This window comes from Streptomyces sp. NPDC002623, assembly GCF_053592635.1.
The window spans coordinates 354,090-370,895 of the sequence record NZ_JBSFWB010000008.1 but is presented as its reverse complement, the minus strand read 5'-3'; the positions used below and the strand labels follow the sequence as shown (position 1 = coordinate 370,895).

The following is a 16,806-nucleotide window of genomic DNA, read 5'->3' as shown; positions in this document are numbered from 1 at the left end:
CCCGCCGAGAGGCGGGCGGACCGGCCCGGACGACCGCGAGTTTATGGACTTGTCGACATCTGGCGGGTGATTTCCGTCTCCGCGGTGAAGGTTGGCTCTTCGGACGCGTACTTTGATGGGCAACACGCGTCTGTAGGAGCAGTCTTGGCACGGAAGATCGGCAGCCGGTACACCGCCCACCAGATCCTGGGACGGGGCAGCGCCGGCACGGTGTGGCTGGGCGAGGGACCGGACGGGCCCGTCGCCGTCAAGCTGCTGCGCGAGGATCTCGCCTCCGACGAGGAGCTGGTGGGCCGCTTCGTGCAGGAGCGCACGGCACTGCTCGGCCTGGAGCACCCGCATGTGGTGTCCGTCCGGGACCTGGTGGTCGACGGCAACGACCTCGCCCTCGTCATGGACCTGGTCCGCGGCACCGACCTGCGCACCCGGCTCGAACGGGACCGGCGGCTCGCCCCCGAGGCCGCCGTGGCGATCGTCGCGGACATCGCCGAGGGACTGGCCGCCGCGCACGCGGCCGGGGTCGTGCACCGCGACGTCAAGCCGGAGAACGTGCTCCTCGACATGCAGGGCCCGCTCGGCCCCGGCGGCTCGCACCGCGCCCTGCTGACCGACTTCGGCATCGCGAAACTGATCGACACCCCCAAGCGGACCCGCGCCACGAAGATCATCGGCACCCCCGACTATCTGGCGCCGGAGATCGTGGAGGGCCTGCCGCCGCGCGCCTCGGTCGACATCTACGCCCTGGCGACGGTGCTCTACGAGCTGCTCGCGGGCTTCACGCCGTTCGGCGGCGGCCACCCGGGCGCGGTGCTGCGCCGCCATGTCACGGAGTCCGTCGCGCCGCTGCCCGGCATTCCGGACGAGCTGTGGCAGTTGATCGTGCAGTGCCTGGCGAAGGCCCCGGCGTCCCGGCTGCGGGCCTCCGAGCTGGCGGCCCGGCTGCGCGAGCAGCTGCCGACGCTCGCGGGGATGCCGCCGCTGGACGTGGACGAGCCCGACACCGAGGAGGACGGGGGCGAGCCGACCGAGGTCGCGCCCGCCGCGTCCGCCCCGGCGGCCCCCTCCGGGCGGGTGCGGCGGGGCTCGGTCCCGCTGGTGCCGGGCGCCAAGCCGGACTCCAACCGGGACACCCACACATCGATGCGGGTGCCCGCGCCGGACGAGCTCGCGGGCGGCGCGCACGGCACGGCGCGGGTTCCCCGCGCGGCCGGCGCCCCGCGCCCCGGCTCGGCACGGAACCGTTCCGCCACCCGACGCCGCCGCATCACGCTGGGCGTCGCGGCGGTGGCTCTGGTCGCCGCGGTGGGCGCCGGGACGTGGGCGGCCACCTCGGGCGAGGACGCGTCCCCGCAGGACACCAAGAACTCGACGCCGGCGACGCCCTGAGCCGCCCGGCGAGGCCGGTGAGCAGGCAAGGAGCGGTCTCCGGCACTCCCCGGTTGGCGGAGCCGTTACGCTGGAGGCGTGGCAGTCGTCGATGTATCCGAAGAGCTCAAGTCCCTCTCCTCGACCATGGAGTCGATCGAGGCCGTTCTGGACCTCGACAAGCTGAGGGCAGACATCGCCGTGCTCGAGGAGCAGGCGGCCGCGCCGTCCCTGTGGGACAACCCGGACGAGGCGCAGAAGATCACCAGCAAGCTGTCCCACCTCCAGGCCGAGGTCAGGAAGGCGGACGCGCTGCGCAGCCGGATCGACGATCTCTCCGTGCTGTTCGAGATGGCCGAGGAGGAGGACGACCCGGACACCCGTGCCGAGGCCGAGTCCGAGCTCACCGCCGTCAAGAAGGCGCTGGACGAGATGGAGGTCCGCACGCTGCTCAGCGGGGAGTACGACTCCCGTGAGGCGCTCGTGAACATCCGGGCCGAGGCCGGCGGCGTCGACGCGGCGGACTTCGCCGAGAAGCTGCAGCGGATGTACCTGCGGTGGGCCGAGCAGAAGGGCTACAAGACCGAGGTCTACGAGACGTCCTACGCCGAAGAGGCCGGCATCAAGTCGACCACCTTCGCCGTGCAGGTGCCGTACGCCTACGGGACGCTCTCCGTGGAGCAGGGCACGCACCGTCTCGTGCGCATCTCGCCCTTCGACAACCAGGGGCGTCGGCAGACCTCGTTCGCGGGCGTCGAGATCCTTCCCGTGGTCGAGCAGACCGACCACATCGAGATCGACGAGTCCGAGCTGCGGGTGGACGTCTACCGGTCCTCCGGGCCCGGCGGTCAGGGCGTCAACACCACCGACTCCGCGGTGCGCCTCACCCACCTCCCCACCGGCATCGTCGTCTCCTGCCAGAACGAGCGGTCGCAGATCCAGAACAAGGCGTCCGCGATGAACGTGCTGCAGGCGAAGCTCCTCGACCGGCGCCGGCAGGAGGAGCAGGCCAAGATGGACGCCCTCAAGGGCGACGGCGGCAACTCCTGGGGCAACCAGATGCGTTCGTACGTCCTGCACCCGTACCAGATGGTGAAGGACCTGCGCACCGAGTTCGAAGTGGGCAACCCCGAGGCCGTGTTCAACGGTGAGATCGACGGTTTCCTCGAAGCCGGAATTCGCTGGCGCAAGCAGCAGGAGAAGTAGGTTTGTCGACAAGGCAACCGCCCCCGAATCGGGGGCGGTTGCCTTTTACATCACATTCACAGCACCATCATCTCGCAAAGCCCCCCGACCTGGACATTGCGCCCGCAACGACCTTGACGTTGCTTTGAAAAATGGGGAGGGTGCAGTGTGGCATGCGTATCTCCGGGACGCATGTGAACCGGGGGACTTGGCTTCAGCTACATCTCAGCTGCCTCCGTCGATCACAGTCCCGAGCGCGGCCTCATCGACGATCAGCTACTGGGGGTAGCAACCATATGACCAAGAAGACGCGGATCAGGGTCGCGCGCATAGCCGCCGGCGCCGTGATCGCCGCGGGCGCCTCGCTGACGGTCGCCGGGGTCGCCTCGGCCGCCGGTGACGAGGGTGGCCTGAGCGGCCTGGTGTCCACCGAGGGCGAAGTCTCCGTACAGACGGGCGAGGAGCCCTGCCCGGTCGGGGTCTGCACCTCCGCCGGCACTTCGACGGGCACGTCCGCCGGAACGTCGGAAGGCACGTCGGAAGGCACGTCCACCGGCACTTCGACGGGCACGTCCACGGGTACCTCGACGGGCACTTCGGAAGGCACGTCCACCGGTACTTCGACGGGTACTTCGGAAGGCACGTCCACCGGTACTTCGACGGGCACGTCCACGGGTACCTCGACGGGCACCTCGACCGGTACGTCCACCGGCACGTCGGAAGGCACGTCGACGGGTACCTCCACCGGTACGTCGACGGGCACGTCCACGGGCACCTCGACGGGTACCTCCACCGGTACCTCGACGGGCACGTCCACGGGCACGTCCACGGGTACCTCGACCGGTACGTCGTCCGGCACCTCGTCCGGCAGCACCTCTTCGGGTTCCTCGGAGGGCAACACGTCCTCCGGCTCGTCCTCCGAAGGCAACACCTCGTCGGGCAGCTCGTCCTCCGGTTCGTCCTCGTCCGGCAGCAGCTCCGCCGGTACCGGTACCGACACCGACGGCACCTCCACCCAGGAGGTGGGCAGCTCCGCGCTGACCGACACCTCGGACAACTCCGACGCGGTCGCCCAGGGCGGCGGCAAGGAGCTGGCCGAGACCGGTGCCGGTCAGACCATGTTCCTGGTCATCGGCGCCGCCACGATGATCGCCGGCGGCGTCGGCTTCCGTGTGCTGCCGCGTCTCGTCGCGGGCCGCGGCGGAGCCGCTGCCTGACGGTAGGTAGTCGCAGCTGTACATGACGTACACAGACAGGGGCCCGGAGCTTTTCGCTCCGGGCCCCTCGTCGTACGTGCCTCGCGGTTACGCGGTCTGGTGGGCGAGCAGCGCCACCGCTGCCACCAGCACCACCAGCAGCGCGATCAGTGTCATGGGGTTCAGGCCCGCGAAGAAGTTCTCCTGCTGCAGCCGCTCGCGGTTGGCACGGCACACATGGCACCGGCCCTCGCTCACGGGCGCCGCGCAGTTAGCGCACACCAGCCGGTCGTACGTCATGCGCTCGCCCTCCTTGCACCGGTTCCACGTACACAACGCCTACGGGAACGGGAACGTTCCCCCTCCACTGTGCCAGGTTCCTCCGGAGGGTGCGCGGCTCCCCCGGAGAGCGGCCGGAGACCCACCGGAGCGCGCCCGGAGCGCGAGCGGAGAGCGAGCGTCGTACAAAGTCGCGTACAAAAACGCACAAGCCGCACCCAACCCCTCCCGACGCCTGCGCCGCCCTCCCCGGTTCGCGTATGGTCACGCTCATCTACCCCCGGCGACCCGTGGTGCATCCGTGATCCGATTCGACAACGTCTCCAAGGTCTACCCCAAGCAGACCCGCCCCGCACTCAGGGATGTCTCCCTCGAGGTGGAGAAGGGCGAGTTCGTGTTCCTCGTGGGGTCCTCCGGCTCCGGAAAGTCCACCTTCCTGAGGCTGGTCCTCCGCGAGGAGCGGTGCAGCCAGGGCCAGGTGCACGTGCTGGGCAAGGACCTCGCCCGCATCTCCAACTGGAAGGTGCCGCAGATGCGCCGCCAGCTGGGGACCGTCTTCCAGGACTTCCGTCTCCTGCCCAACAAGACGGTCGCCGAGAACGTGGCCTTCGCGCAGGAGGTCATCGGCAAGTCCAAGGGCGAGATCCGCAAGTCCGTGCCGCAGGTGCTCGATCTCGTCGGGCTCGGCGGCAAGGAGGACCGCAGACCGGGCGAGCTCTCCGGCGGTGAGCAGCAGCGCGTGGCCATCGCGCGGGCCTTCGTGAACCGGCCCAAGCTGCTGATCGCGGACGAGCCCACCGGCAACCTCGACCCGCAGACCTCCGTCGGCATCATGAAGCTGCTGGACCGGATCAACCGGACCGGCACGACCGTCGTGATGGCGACGCACGACCAGAACATCGTGGACCAGATGCGCAAGCGCGTCATCGAGCTGGAGCAGGGCCGGCTCGTCCGCGACCAGGCGCGCGGCGTCTACGGCTACCAGCACTGACCGTCCCCGGAAAGGCCTGAACAACACGCCATGCGCGCCCAGTTCGTACTGTCGGAGATCGGCGTCGGTCTCCGCCGCAACCTGACGATGACCTTCGCCGTCATCGTCTCCGTCGCCCTGTCCCTGGCGCTCTTCGGCGGGTCGCTCCTGATGAGCGACCAGGTCACCACGATGAAGGGCTACTGGTACGACAAGGTCAACGTCTCGGTCTTCCTCTGCAACAAGAGCGACGCCGAGTCCGACCCGAACTGCGCCAAGGGCGCGGTCACCGCGGACCAGAAGAAGCAGATCAAGTCCGACCTCGACAAGATGGGGGTCGTCGACTCGGTGACGTACGAGTCGCAGGACGACGCGTACAAGCACTACAAGGAGCAGTTCGGCGACTCCCCGCTGGCCAGCTCCCTCACGCCGGACCAGATGCAGGAGTCGTACCGCATCAAGCTGAAGGACCCGGAGAAGTACCAGGTCATCGCGACCGCCTTCGACGGCCGGGACGGCGTGCAGTCCGTGCAGGACCAGAAGGGCATCCTGGACAACCTCTTCGGACTGCTCAACGGCATGAACTGGGCGGCGCGGGCGGTGATGGCGCTGATGCTCGTCGTCGCGCTGATGCTGATCGTCAACACCGTGCGCGTCTCGGCCTTCAGCCGTCGGCGGGAGACCGGGATCATGCGGCTCGTCGGCGCCTCCGGCTTCTACATCCAGGCGCCGTTCATCGCCGAGGCCGCGGTCGCCGGGCTCATCGGCGGCACGGTCGCCTGCGGATTCCTGGTGATCGCCCGCTACTTCATCATCGACCACGGACTGGCCCTGTCCGAGAAGCTGAATCTGATCAACTTCATCGGCTGGGACGCCGTGTTGACGAAGCTTCCGCTCATCCTCGCCACCAGTCTGCTGATGCCCGCGCTGGCTGCTTTCTTCGCGCTGCGCAAGTACCTCAAGGTGTGACGCACGCCCCGAGGGCCGTACGGTCAACCGACCGTGCGGCCCTTCGCGTTCCCCTAGACTCACCGCCATGTCAGGCCGTGACCTGTTCTGTCAGCCCCGCCGTTTCGGCCGCGGGGCCGCCCTGACATTGGTGTTCGCGAGCGTGCTCGTCGCCGGTGCGGCGACCGGAGCGCTGCCGCGGGAGCCGGGCGAGGGGCGGGGCAACGCCTCGGGCGCCGCTCCCGCCGCCGCCCCCGCCGGTCACTCGGAGGACGTCACCCGGGCCGCCGAGGAGGCCGCAGCGAGCGGCAAGTCCCCGATGGAGGCCGCCGAGCGCGCCGTCAGCCGCAGCGGGGACCGCTGGGCGGCCGTCTACTCCGAGGGCGAGTACCAGGAGTTCGAGGACTCCCTGGACGGCCGCTACACCGGCGTCGGCCTGGAGGCGCGCAGCGAGCGGGACGGCCGGATCGAGGTGACCAAGGTGCAGTCGGGATCGCCCGCGGCCGCCGCGGGGATCCGTTCCGGCGACCGGCTGCGCACGGTCGACGGCCGCAGCGTCGACGGGCTCCCGGTCACCGAGGTCGTCTCCTTACTGCGCGGTGACGGCGAGGGCGAGGACGCGTCCGCCGGCACCACCGTCCGGCTCGGCCTGGAGCGCGGCACGCGCGCGTGGACCGAGACCATGCGCCGGGCCCTCCTCTCCACGGACTCCGTCACCGCCCGCAGCGTCTCCGAGGGCATCACCGTCATCACCGTCGCCGCGTTCACCAAGGGCGTCGGCGACAGCGTGCGGACCGCCGTCCGGCAGGCGCCGGTCGGCGCGGGGATCGTCCTGGACCTGCGCGGCAACTCCGGCGGACTGGTCACCGAGGCCGTCGCGGCCGCCTCCGCCTTCCTCGACGGCGGTCTCGTCGCCACCTACGACGTCGAGGGCGCGCAGCACGCCCTGCACGCCGAGGCCGGCGGCGACACCGCCAGACCCCTGGTCGCGCTGGTCGACGGCGGCACGATGAGCGCGGCCGAACTGCTCACCGGCGCCCTCCAGGACCGCGGTCGCGCGGTCGTCGTGGGCTCGCGCACCTTCGGCAAGGGCTCGGTCCAGATGCCGAGCCGGCTGCCCGACGGCTCCGTCGCCGAACTGACCGTCGGCCACTACCGCACCCCCTCCGGCCACAGCGTCGACGGCCGGGGCATCACCCCCGACCTGGAGGCCGACGAGCAGGCGCTGGAGCGGGCCGAGACCGTACTGAGCGGACTCGGGGACGCGTCGGCCGAGTAAAACGGTCCCCTCGGTAATCGGCTTTCCCTCCGGGCCCCTCCAGGTGCGAAAATGGCGGAACTATGAGCAAGGGAATGTACGTACCGAAGGAGTCCCAGCCGAAGCAGGGCGGGGCGGCCGCCACGGCCAAGGCCAAGGACGGCAAGCGGAAGATCGTCGCGCAGAACAAGAAGGCCCGGCACGACTACGCGATCATCGACGTCTACGAGGCGGGCCTCGTGCTCACCGGCACCGAGGTGAAGTCGCTGCGCCAGGGCCGCGCCTCGCTGACCGACGGCTTCGTCCAGATCGAGGGGAACGAGGCGTGGCTGCACGCCGCGCACATCCCCGAGTACAGCCAGGGCAGCTGGACCAACCACTCGGCGCGCCGCAAGCGCAAGCTGCTGCTGCACCGGGAGGAGATCGACAAGCTGGCGGTGAAGTCGGAGGAGACGGGTCACACGATCGTGCCCCTCGCCATCTACTTCAAGGACGGCCGGGCGAAGGCCGAGATCGCGCTGGCGCGCGGCAAGAAGGAGTACGACAAGCGGCAGACCCTGCGCGAGCAGCAGGACCGCCGGGAGACGGACCGGGCGATCGCGGCGGCCAAGCGGAAGCAGCGGCACGCGTAGTCGCCCGCCCGTCGCGGCCCCACGCGCGTGTGGCCGCGGGGAATACGGTGGCATCGTCGGGCGTTGGTCACGTACGATGGCATCAGCACCGGGCAACCGGTGTGCGCATTGAAAAATCAACATGGGGATGATCGGTTTCGACAGCGGCTGTCGAAGCAGGGGAAGCGTGTCGAGGAAGCGGCAATGATCTCGTAAACCATATGTCGCAAAAAATAATCGCCAATACCAAGAGCGATTCCCAGTCCTACGCCCTCGCTGCCTAATAAGCAGTGAGTGTAGGACCCTTATTGGGTGTCAGCCCGGGAGTGTTCCCGATCCGGATCCTGGCATAATCTAGGGAACTAAACCTTGATCTCGGTCACGGGGTGAAGAGGGAAAACAAACAGTGACTGGGCCCGTCGGCGACTTGTTCGCGTGATCACCGGGGCCGAGAAAATCACAGCGAACTGCACACGGAGAAGCCCTGATTCTGCACCGTTGGACGCGGGTTCGATTCCCGCCATCTCCACTCATATCCCATGTGACAGAGAACCCCGCCCCTTTCGAGGGGCGGGGTTCTCTGCCGTTTCGGAGGGTCTTCATGAACCGCCCGCTGCACATCACCCTGCTCGGCGAGTACCGCGCCCACCCGCTCCGCACGGGTGCCTATGACGACTTCGCCCCGGACGACCCCGCGGCCGCCCTCGGGCTGTCCGGCGCTCTGGTCGCCGACCTCTCCGTCTGGGCGAGGGACATCGACGCGGCGATGGACGCCTGGCTGCGCGACCGCGACGACGACCGCCAGGACACCGCGTTCCGGCGTCTCCACGAGGCGGGCGAGACGCTGGCCGAACGCCTCGCCGGCGAGCTCGGCCCCGGCCGGACCGTGAGCTATGAGGGCGTCCAGGGGGTGTCCTGTGGGGTCTACGGGACCCGGCTCACCAATCCGGTGACCCCGTGACCCGCTGACCCGGTGGCTGCCGTGCGCCGTGCGGCGTGCGGCGTGCGTCAACTTGGCGTGCCGGAATTCACCCGCGCTGAAAGTTTTATTCAATCGCGGACAAAGTAGGGCAACTCGCAGGTCGTGTCGGTGAAATTTCCGGCCATGCCTGAGGCCGCGCTCCGCGCCCCTCCGGGCCCGCTTCCTGGGTCCTCCTGTGTCACTGGTGTGGCGAAAGATGCCTGCCTCCCCGCTCCTCGGCGCTGCGTCAAGGGGCTGTTTTCGGACATAGGCATGAACATGACTTCTGTCCATATATGACACATCGCAAACACAGGGCCCACGCCTGCGCTAGATTCGTCGACCTGAGCACAATGGGGTAAATGGGGCGCGAGAACTGGGTGGGGGCCCGGTTCCGTCGACGTGTGCTCGGGGTCGTAGGTGCACCCAGAACAGTTCCGTGGGGGGAAGAGCACACGTGAAGAATTGGCGAGAAGACGCCCAACCGGAGTGGCCGGAGGCGGCACCGCCGACCAGGGATGTTCCGGTCGTGGGAGCAGGATCCCAGAGGTACCGATCATTGCTGGACGTACTGCCGGAAAGCGGTTCATCGGCGACCTCGAACGCCTCGAACAGCCTTTCCGAAAACGAACGGTCGAGCGATCTCCGGGATCCCTGGGGAGAGGAGCCCGGCGGTGCTGACGCCAAGGGCAACGATCCGGGCGAGGTGACCGTCCAGCTCGACCCCCTGAAGAAGGGACGGGCCGACGGCCCGGACGCCGCCTCCGACGTCCCGGTGTTCGTCGACGAGTCGGGCCGCCGCAGCCGGACGTTCCGCCGCATCGGCATCCTCGTGGGCACCGCGTGCGGGGCCTACGCCGTCGTCATCGTGGCCACGCTGCTGTCGGGCAACGCCGGTGCGCCCTGGCTGCCGGTACCGGTGCCGGGCAAGGCCGACGACAAGCCGGCGGCCGGCAAGGTGGACGACTCCGAGACGCCCGAGGACTCCGCGACCTCGCGACCCGGGGCGCCGGGGGAGCTGCTTCCGGGCGGCGCGGGGATCACCGCGTCCACGCCGGGCGCGGTACCGGGCAAGCCGGGTGTGAGCATGGCGCCGGGTGCTTCGGGGAGCGCGGCTCCGTCGGGCGGGCCGTCCGCCGCGGCCCCGCCCTCGGCGAGCGTCAGCGCCCGGCCCAGTACCGGGCCGACGGCCTCGGCTCCTTCGGTGCCCGGCCCGAGCGCGCCGGTCGTGCCGCCGGCGTCCTCGCCGCCGCCCGCGCCGTCCTCGCCCGCCGCGTCGCCGTCGGCCGTCTCCTCGCCGTCCCCGGCCGGAGGAGCCTCCAACACGGTCGCCGACGGCCCGCCGGAACCGGCCCCGGCCGCCTCGAGCCCGGCGGCCTGAACGGGCCTTCGCGTGCGGGTCGCCGACAGCGGCGCCCGGTCTGCCGGCCCCTGAGGGGGCCGGGCCCGCGTAGGCCGACGTATCGATGCCGGCCGATGCCGGCGGTCGGTGTCGGACCGGATGTCCGCCCTTCACGGCCGACCTCCGCATTGCCGCGGCGACCGGATCGGCTCTGACCCGTTGGCTCTATGCCCGTTCGTTCCGCGCCCTTTCAGCGCGCGCTCTGCGCGCCACGCTCATCGCTCATCACTTCTCGCTCATCATCACGCTCTTCACTCCGCGCCGCCCGATCCCGCGGCGTGGGTCCCTTTCGTCCAACCTCGTCCCCGGAGAAACCACCTCTCATGGCACCACACACCAGCCGGCGTTCGGCCCGACGGTCCGCCGTCGGGCAGCCCGCGCACTCGTCGTCCTCCTCGTCGTCGGGAGGCTCATCGGGAGGCTCCTCGGGAGGGGCATCGGGAGGTGAGCCGGCCGGCACAGTGCACAGCCACGGGCGGCGGTCCGGCCGGCGACAGGGGCGGGGCCGGGCCCCGGGGCACGCCGCCGGCGGTTCCGGGCACGGATCGGCGCCGCCCCCTGAACGCCGCCGGTCGATGCCTCTGCGGCTGCGGCATCTGCTGCCGATGCTCGTGCTGCTCGCGATGATGGCGATGCTGATGCTGCGCGGCTACGTGCACAGCGAGATCCTCGCCGACCACCGCGTCCGCCCCGAGGCCGCCGCCGAGAAGGTGCCGGAGCTGATCCGCGAGGGCGGGCCGGTCGTCGACACCCGCGGCGGACGGCAGACCAGCCTGGACGTGCCCGACGGCCGGATCGTGCTCACCTTCGACGACGGGCCCGACCCGAAGTGGACCCCCGTGGTCCTCGACGTCCTCAAGAAGCACCACGCGCACGCCGTCTTCTTCATCACCGGCACCATGGCCTCCCGCTACCCGGACCTGGTCCGGCGGATGGTGGACGAGGGCCACGAGATCGGGCTGCACACCTTCAACCACCCCGACCTCTCCTACCAGTCGAACAAGCGCATCGACTGGGAGCTCACCCAGAACCAGCTGGCCCTGGAGGGCGCGGCGGGCATCCGCACCTCCCTCTTCCGGCCGCCCTACTCCTCCAGCACGGACGCCCTCGACGACGAGACCTGGCCGGTCACCGAGTTCGTCGGCAGCCGCGGCTACCTCACCGTCTTCACCACCGCCGACAGCGAGGACTGGCGCAGGCCGGGCGTGCGGGAGATCATCCGCAACTCCACTCCGGCGGAGGGCAAGGGCGCGATCGTCCTGATGCACGACTCCGGCGGCGACCGGTCCCAGACCGTCAAGGCCCTCGACGTCTATCTGCCCGAACTCCGCCAGAAGGGCTACGAGTTCGAGAACCTCACCGAGGCCCTGAACGCGCCGAGCGCGCACACCCCGGTCGGCGGGCTCGACCTGTGGAAGGGCAAGGCCTGGGTCTTCCTGGTCGCGGCCTCCGACGACATCACCGCCGTCCTGGTCGTCGGCCTCGCCGTGATCGGCGTCCTCGTCTTCGCCCGCTTCGGCCTGATGCTGCTGCTCTCCGCGATGCACACCCGCCGTACCCGCCGCAAAGGCTTCGTCTGGGGTCCCGACGCGCCGGTCACCGAACCGGCCTCGGTGCTGGTCCCGGCCTACAACGAGGCCAAGTGCATCGAGAACACGGTGCGTTCGCTGATGAAGAGCGAGCACCCGATCGAGATCCTCGTCATCGACGACGGCTCCAGCGACGGCACCGCCCGGATCGTCGAGGACCTCGGACTGCCCGGCGTGCGCGTCGTCCGGCAGCTCAACGCGGGCAAGCCCGCCGCCCTCAACCGGGGCATCGCCAACGCCAGGCACGACCTCATCGTGATGATGGACGGCGACACGGTCTTCGAGCCCTCCACGGTCGGCGAGCTCGTCCAGCCCTTCGCCGACCCGAAGGTCGGGGCCGTCGCCGGCAACGCCAAGGTCGGCAACAAGGACACCCTCATCGGCGCCTGGCAGCACATCGAGTACGTGATGGGCTTCAACCTGGACCGCCGTATGTACGACGTCCTGCGCTGCATGCCGACCATCCCCGGCGCGGTGGGGGCCTTCCGCCGCTCCGCGCTGGACCGGGTCGGCGGCATGAGCGACGACACCCTCGCCGAGGACACCGACATCACCATGGCCATCCACCGCGACGGCTGGCACGTCGTGTACGCGGAGAAGGCGCGGGCCTGGACCGAGGCGCCCGAGTCCGTCCAGCAGCTGTGGTCCCAGCGCTACCGCTGGTGCTACGGCACCATGCAGGCGATCTGGAAGCACCGCCGGGCGCTGGTCGAGAGCGGTCCCTCCGGGCGCTTCGGCCGTGTCGGGCTGCCGCTCGTCTCCCTCTTCATGGTCGTCGCGCCGCTCCTCGCCCCGCTCATCGACCTCTTCCTCGTCTACGGCCTGCTCTTCGGCCCGATCGGCAAGACGATCGCGGCCTGGTTCGGCGTCCTCGCCGTCCAGGCGGGCTGCGCGGCCTACGCCTTCGTCCTGGACCGTGAACGCCTCACCCCGCTCATCTCGCTCCCGCTCCAGCAACTCCTCTACCGACAGTTGATGTACATGGTCCTGCTCCAGTCCTGGATCACCGCCCTCACCGGCGGCCGCCTGCGCTGGCAGAAGCTGCGCCGCAAGGGGCAGGTGGCGGCGCCGCCGGGCGCACCGGCAGCGGCGAGCGCGGACGGAGGCGCGGCCTGATGAGCACCCAGAGCACCGAGCCGACGGAATCGACCGAGCCGACGGAGACGACGGCCGCCCTTGACCTCTCCGGCCTCGAAATGAAGGCCAAGAAGGCGAAGAAGGGCGGTGGGCGTGACCGCTACTTCGATCTGCTCCGTGCGATCGCCCTCTTCCGCGTCGTCTTCTACCACCTGATGGGCTGGGCCTGGCTCCCCGTCGTCTTCCCCTCCATGGGCGTGATGTTCGCGCTCGCCGGCAACCTCATGGCCCGCTCGCTGGCCAGGCGCCCCGCGCTGGAGGTCGCCCGAGGCCGGCTGCGCCGGCTGCTGCCCCCGCTGTGGCTGCTGGGCGCCGTCGGCCTCACGGGCATGCTGGCCGGGGGCTGGGGCCCGGACGACGACGGGAACTCGACGTGGTGGTGGCTCCAGCTCGCCTTCTGGATCGTGCCGCTGGGTGACCCGCCCTACGGCGACAGCGTGCCCGGCGTGCACGGGCTGATCGGCGACGACTGGGCCGCCGACATGGGCGTGCCCCTCTGGTACCTGCGCGCCTACCTCTGGTTCGTCCTGCTCTCCCCGCTCCTGCTGCGCGCCCTGCGCCGACTGCCCTGGCCGACGATCCTCGCGCCGATCGCGCTGTCCGCCGCCCTGGAGTTCGGCGCGCTGTCGGTGCCGGGCTGGCGGCTGGAGTCCGGCGTCGTCGACTTCGGCGCGTTCGGCGCGTGCTGGCTGCTGGGCATGGCGCACCAGGAGGGCATCCTGCGCCGGCTGCCCCGTTACGTCGTCCCGTCGCTGGCCCCGGCGGTCGCCGGGATCGGCCTCTGGTACGCGCTGAGCCAGAACCTGCGGGAGGGCCACGACCTGGACGACATGCCGTTCGCCCAGTCCCTGTGGTCCTTCGCGGCGGTGCTGCTGCTCCTGCACCTCAGCCCGTCCTGGACCGAGTGGCCCGCCCGGCTGCGCCGCTGGGACCGGTTGATCACCCTGCTCAACTCCCGTGCCGTGACGATCTACCTGTGGCACAGCGTGTGCATCGGAGTCGTGTCGGCGCTGTGGGACCACCTGTGGAACATCGCGTGGCTGGAAGCCGACGCCCGCTGGCTCCTGGAGAGCCCGTGGCCGCAACTGCCGGCGGTCTGGCTGCTCACGGCGGCCTGCGTCGTCTGCTTCGGCTGGGTGGAGGACCTGGCGGCCCGCCGCAAGCCCCGCCTGTGGCCGGACGGACGGGCGACGAAGGCCTCGCACCGCGCCCGGAGCGCCCGAAGCACCTGATGCTCCTGACCTGCCCGAAGCCCCTGACCTGCCCGAGGTGACGCCCGTAAAGGGCAGGTCAAAGCGGGTCGGTCCTCGATTCCTGGTGCCGGGAGCGTGTGGAAGACTGCCTCGCGTTGCGTAAGTGAACAGCGGTCCGGGCGACGGGCGACGGGCGACGGGGGAGTGAGTGCCGGTGAGCAAGCGGCAGATACAGAAGATGCTTCGGCTGATGGCGGGAGGCGAGCCCGTCGAGCTCACCAGCGCCATGGCCTCGGTGAAGAAGCTGGCCCGACTGGCCTTCGTGGCCCAGCAGTTCGGGTACGAGTACGCGGACGTACGGCAGGGCGGCGGCCGCAACACCGCGCTGGTGATGCTGATCCTCCCGGACCCGAGCCCGCAGGCACGCGCGCGTGCCGCGCAGAACTGGGCGCAGTATCCGAACGCCTCCGACGGCGTCTCCCTGCCGCCCGTCGTGCCGGACGCCTTCGAGCTGCTCAAGGCCCGGATCAACTTCGACCTCACCGGCAGACACGCCGAGAAGAGGATCGGGTACGGCGCGCTGGGCGCCACCGCGGGCTGCGCGATCATCGGCATCCGGCTCGGCGCCACCGGAACGGACTTCGTCGTCGCCGGTGTCATCTGGGCCGTCCTCATGGGCGCTCTCGGCATCGGCCTCGTCGTCACCCGGCACCGCAACGCCAAGTTCGCCGCCCGTCTCCAGGCCGCCGGGTTCACCCCGCTGACGGACGGGACGGGCCGGCTGCGGTATCTGCCGCCGGGCGCGAGCGCCTACGGCGGGGGTCTCCCGGGGCAGGCCGCGGGCCCGTACGGACCCTACGGCGCTGCCCCCGCGGGCCCCGGCGGCTACGCACAGCCGCAGCCCCAGCCGCAGCCCCACCAGCCTCAGCAGCCCCACCAGCCCGGACCGTACGGTCAGCCCGGGCCGTACGCTCAGCCCCAGGCGTATCCCCAGCAGTACCCTCAACCGCAGGCTCAGCCGTATCCTCAGCAGCCCCCGGCCCAGTACCCGCCGCAGCCCCCCAACCCCTACGGCCAGGCGCCCCAGCGCTGAGCTCTCCCCAAAACCTCTCACCGGGCCCCCACGCAAGGTGAGAGCAACGTTCCTTTCCGGTCACCCACAGCCACAGCCCGGAAACGCGCCCTCCCTACCTTCGGGACTCATCACCGCTCATCCCCCCGAACCACCCGAGCCCCGGAGCACCGTGGAGGCGTCATGACAGCCCCGAGTACAGCCCCCGCACCCGCGTCGTCCCCGACGAAAAAGGGGAGCCGCTGGATCGAGGAGTGGGACCCGGAGAACGAGGCCTTCTGGAACGACAAGGGCGAGAAGATCGCCCGTCGTAACCTCCTCTTCTCCGTCCTCTCCGAGCACATCGGATTCTCGATCTGGACCATGTGGTCCGTGCTGGTGCTCTTCATGGGCCCGGAGTACGGCCTCACCCCGGCCGACAAGTTCCTGCTGACGTCGATGGTGACGCTGGTCGGAGCGGTCGTCCGGGTGCCGTACACCTTCGCCGTCGCGGTCTTCGGCGGCCGGAACTGGACGATCGTCTCCGCCGCGCTGCTCCTGGTCCCCACGATCGCCGCGTTCACGGTGATGGAGCCGGGGACATCCTTCAACACGTTCCTGCTGGTCGGCCTGCTCGCGGGCATCGGCGGCGGCAACTTCGCCTCCTCCATGACCAACATCAACGCGTTCTTCCCCCTCCGTAAGAAGGGCTGGGCGCTCGGCCTGAACGCGGGCGGCGGCAACATCGGTGTGCCGGTCCTCCAGATCGCCGGCCTGGCCGTCATCGGCGCGAGCGGCGGTCCGCGCGTGCTCCTCGGGATCTACATCCCGCTGATCGTGATCGCCGCGACCCTCGCCGCGCTGTACATGGACAACCTGGCGTCCGTGAAGAACGACACCGGCGCGGCGATCGACTCCGCGAAGGACGCCCACACCTGGATCATGTCCTTCCTCTACATCGGCACGTTCGGGTCGTTCATCGGCTACAGCTTCGCCTTCGGCCAGGTCCTGACGAACCAGTTCGGCCGGACGCCCCTCCAGGCGGCCTACCTCACCTTCATCGGCCCGCTGCTCGGCTCGCTGATCCGCCCCGTCGGCGGCTGGCTGGCCGACCGCTACGGCGGCGCCCGCATCACGCTCTACAACTACGTCGGCATGGCCGCCGCCACCGCGGTCCTGGTCTTCGCCAGCATGCAGAAGTCGCTGCCGCTGTTCGTCTCCGTCTTCGTGGTGCTGTTCGTGCTCACCGGCCTCGGCAACGGGTCGACGTACAAGATGATCCCCGGCATCTTCCAGGCGAAGGCCGTCGCCAAGGGGCTGGAGGGCGAGGAAGCGGCCGCGTACGGGCGGCGGCTCTCCGGGGCCTCCATGGGGCTCATCGGGGCGGTCGGCGCGCTCGGCGGCGTCGGCATCAACCTGGCCTTCCGGCAGTCCTTCCTCTCCTACGGCTCCGGAACCGGCGCGTTCGTCGCCTTCCTCGCCTTCTACGCGGCCTGCTTCGCGGTCACCTGGGCCGTATACCTTCGCCGCCCGGCGGGACGAGTGACGGCATCGAATTCCTCCTCCGAGGCGAAGCCGCAGCTCAGCTATGCCGAGGTGTGACGTAACACTGGCGACATGAAGCCGAACCGAGCCTGTCACGGACCGTTGACAGGCTCGTC

The 16,806-nt window shown here is 70.1% G+C and carries 15 protein-coding genes and 1 other RNA gene; 14 read left to right on the top strand and 2 right to left on the bottom strand.

The genetic code is table 11. The features are described from left to right. Positions 1–144: 144 nt before the first annotated feature. Together ACWD4O_RS17955 and prfB are read left to right on the top strand one after the other, a co-directional pair. Entirely contained in the window at positions 145–1,386 is a 1,242-nt protein-coding gene (locus ACWD4O_RS17955; protein ID WP_451280804.1) for a serine/threonine-protein kinase, read from the top strand. A gap of 78 nt (positions 1,387–1,464) precedes the next feature. Further along, positions 1,465–2,571 (top strand): peptide chain release factor 2, encoded by a 1,107-nt coding sequence (gene prfB, locus ACWD4O_RS17950; protein ID WP_451280803.1) that lies wholly within the window; start codon positions 1,465–1,467, stop codon positions 2,569–2,571. Positions 2,572–2,812: 241 nt separating this feature from the next. Here prfB and ACWD4O_RS17945 read toward each other — a convergent pair whose 3' ends face one another. Beyond that, positions 2,813–3,550 (bottom strand): hypothetical protein, encoded by a 738-nt coding sequence (locus tag ACWD4O_RS17945; protein ID WP_451280801.1) that lies wholly within the window; start codon positions 3,548–3,550, stop codon positions 2,813–2,815. A 22-nt stretch (positions 3,551–3,572) separates the two neighbouring features. Between ACWD4O_RS17945 and ACWD4O_RS17940 the strand changes: the two genes are divergently transcribed. Beyond that, positions 3,573–3,767: an LPXTG cell wall anchor domain-containing protein gene (locus ACWD4O_RS17940; RefSeq protein ID WP_451280799.1), complete on the top strand. Its 195-nt coding sequence runs from the start codon at positions 3,573–3,575 to the stop codon at positions 3,765–3,767. A gap of 87 nt (positions 3,768–3,854) precedes the next feature. On the opposite strand, the gene ACWD4O_RS17935 is transcribed toward ACWD4O_RS17940, so the two are convergent. Further along, entirely contained in the window at positions 3,855–4,046 is a 192-nt protein-coding gene (locus ACWD4O_RS17935) for a hypothetical protein (RefSeq protein ID WP_351917132.1), read from the bottom strand. Positions 4,047–4,326: 280 nt separating this feature from the next. Between ACWD4O_RS17935 and ftsE the strand changes: the two genes are divergently transcribed. The 11 genes from ftsE to ACWD4O_RS17880 all read left to right on the top strand — a co-directional run bounded on the left by ftsE (position 4,327) and on the right by ACWD4O_RS17880 (position 16,747). Beyond that, entirely contained in the window at positions 4,327–5,016 is a 690-nt protein-coding gene (ftsE, locus tag ACWD4O_RS17930) for a cell division ATP-binding protein FtsE (protein ID WP_451280797.1), read from the top strand. Between the two features lie 30 nt (positions 5,017–5,046). Continuing rightward, positions 5,047–5,964, top strand: coding sequence for a permease-like cell division protein FtsX (ftsX, locus tag ACWD4O_RS17925; protein ID WP_351917128.1), 918 nt, complete (start codon positions 5,047–5,049; stop codon positions 5,962–5,964). A 67-nt stretch (positions 5,965–6,031) separates the two neighbouring features. Beyond that, complete coding sequence (locus ACWD4O_RS17920) at positions 6,032–7,222, top strand: S41 family peptidase (protein ID WP_451280795.1); 1,191 nt, start codon at positions 6,032–6,034, stop codon at positions 7,220–7,222. Positions 7,223–7,284: 62 nt separating this feature from the next. After that, complete coding sequence (gene smpB / locus ACWD4O_RS17915; protein WP_451280793.1) at positions 7,285–7,833, top strand: SsrA-binding protein SmpB; 549 nt, start codon at positions 7,285–7,287, stop codon at positions 7,831–7,833. Positions 7,834–7,956: 123 nt separating this feature from the next. Further along, positions 7,957–8,344: a transfer-messenger RNA gene (gene ssrA, locus ACWD4O_RS17910) on the top strand. A gap of 69 nt (positions 8,345–8,413) precedes the next feature. Next, positions 8,414–8,773 carry a hypothetical protein gene (locus ACWD4O_RS17905; protein ID WP_451280792.1) on the top strand — a complete coding sequence of 120 codons (360 nt, stop codon included), beginning with the start codon at positions 8,414–8,416 and terminating at the stop codon, positions 8,771–8,773. A 706-nt stretch (positions 8,774–9,479) separates the two neighbouring features. After that, complete coding sequence (locus tag ACWD4O_RS17900) at positions 9,480–10,154, top strand: hypothetical protein (RefSeq protein ID WP_451280790.1); 675 nt, start codon at positions 9,480–9,482, stop codon at positions 10,152–10,154. A gap of 596 nt (positions 10,155–10,750) precedes the next feature. After that, positions 10,751–12,880, top strand: a complete 2,130-nt coding sequence (locus ACWD4O_RS17895) for a bifunctional polysaccharide deacetylase/glycosyltransferase family 2 protein (protein ID WP_451280788.1) — start codon at positions 10,751–10,753, stop codon at positions 12,878–12,880. A gap of 80 nt (positions 12,881–12,960) precedes the next feature. Continuing rightward, complete coding sequence (locus ACWD4O_RS17890; protein ID WP_451280881.1) at positions 12,961–14,133, top strand: acyltransferase family protein; 1,173 nt, start codon at positions 12,961–12,963, stop codon at positions 14,131–14,133. A 175-nt stretch (positions 14,134–14,308) separates the two neighbouring features. Continuing rightward, on the top strand, positions 14,309–15,187 hold the full coding sequence (locus ACWD4O_RS17885; RefSeq protein ID WP_451280786.1) for a hypothetical protein: 879 nt from the start codon (positions 14,309–14,311) through the stop codon (positions 15,185–15,187). Positions 15,188–15,349: 162 nt separating this feature from the next. Beyond that, positions 15,350–16,747, top strand: a complete 1,398-nt coding sequence (locus tag ACWD4O_RS17880) for a nitrate/nitrite transporter (protein WP_451280784.1) — start codon at positions 15,350–15,352, stop codon at positions 16,745–16,747. The last annotated feature ends 59 nt before the right edge of the window (positions 16,748–16,806 follow it).

Bases quoted from the DNA above. Each gene is read 5' to 3' on its own strand.
- ACWD4O_RS17895 (WP_451280788.1), top strand. From the start codon at position 10,751: ATGCCTCTGCGGCTGCGGCATCTGCTGCCGATGCTCGTGCTGCTCGCG.
- ACWD4O_RS17935 (WP_351917132.1), bottom strand. From the start codon at position 4,046: ATGACGTACGACCGGCTGGTGTGCGCTAACTGCGCGGCGCCCGTGAGC.
- ACWD4O_RS17920 (WP_451280795.1), top strand. From the start codon at position 6,032: ATGTCAGGCCGTGACCTGTTCTGTCAGCCCCGCCGTTTCGGCCGCGGG.
- ACWD4O_RS17890 (WP_451280881.1), top strand. From the start codon at position 12,961: ATGAAGGCCAAGAAGGCGAAGAAGGGCGGTGGGCGTGACCGCTACTTC.
- ftsX (WP_351917128.1), top strand. From the start codon at position 5,047: ATGCGCGCCCAGTTCGTACTGTCGGAGATCGGCGTCGGTCTCCGCCGC.
- ACWD4O_RS17905 (WP_451280792.1), top strand. From the start codon at position 8,414: ATGAACCGCCCGCTGCACATCACCCTGCTCGGCGAGTACCGCGCCCAC.
- smpB (WP_451280793.1), top strand. From the start codon at position 7,285: ATGAGCAAGGGAATGTACGTACCGAAGGAGTCCCAGCCGAAGCAGGGC.
- ACWD4O_RS17880 (WP_451280784.1), top strand. From the start codon at position 15,350: ATGACAGCCCCGAGTACAGCCCCCGCACCCGCGTCGTCCCCGACGAAA.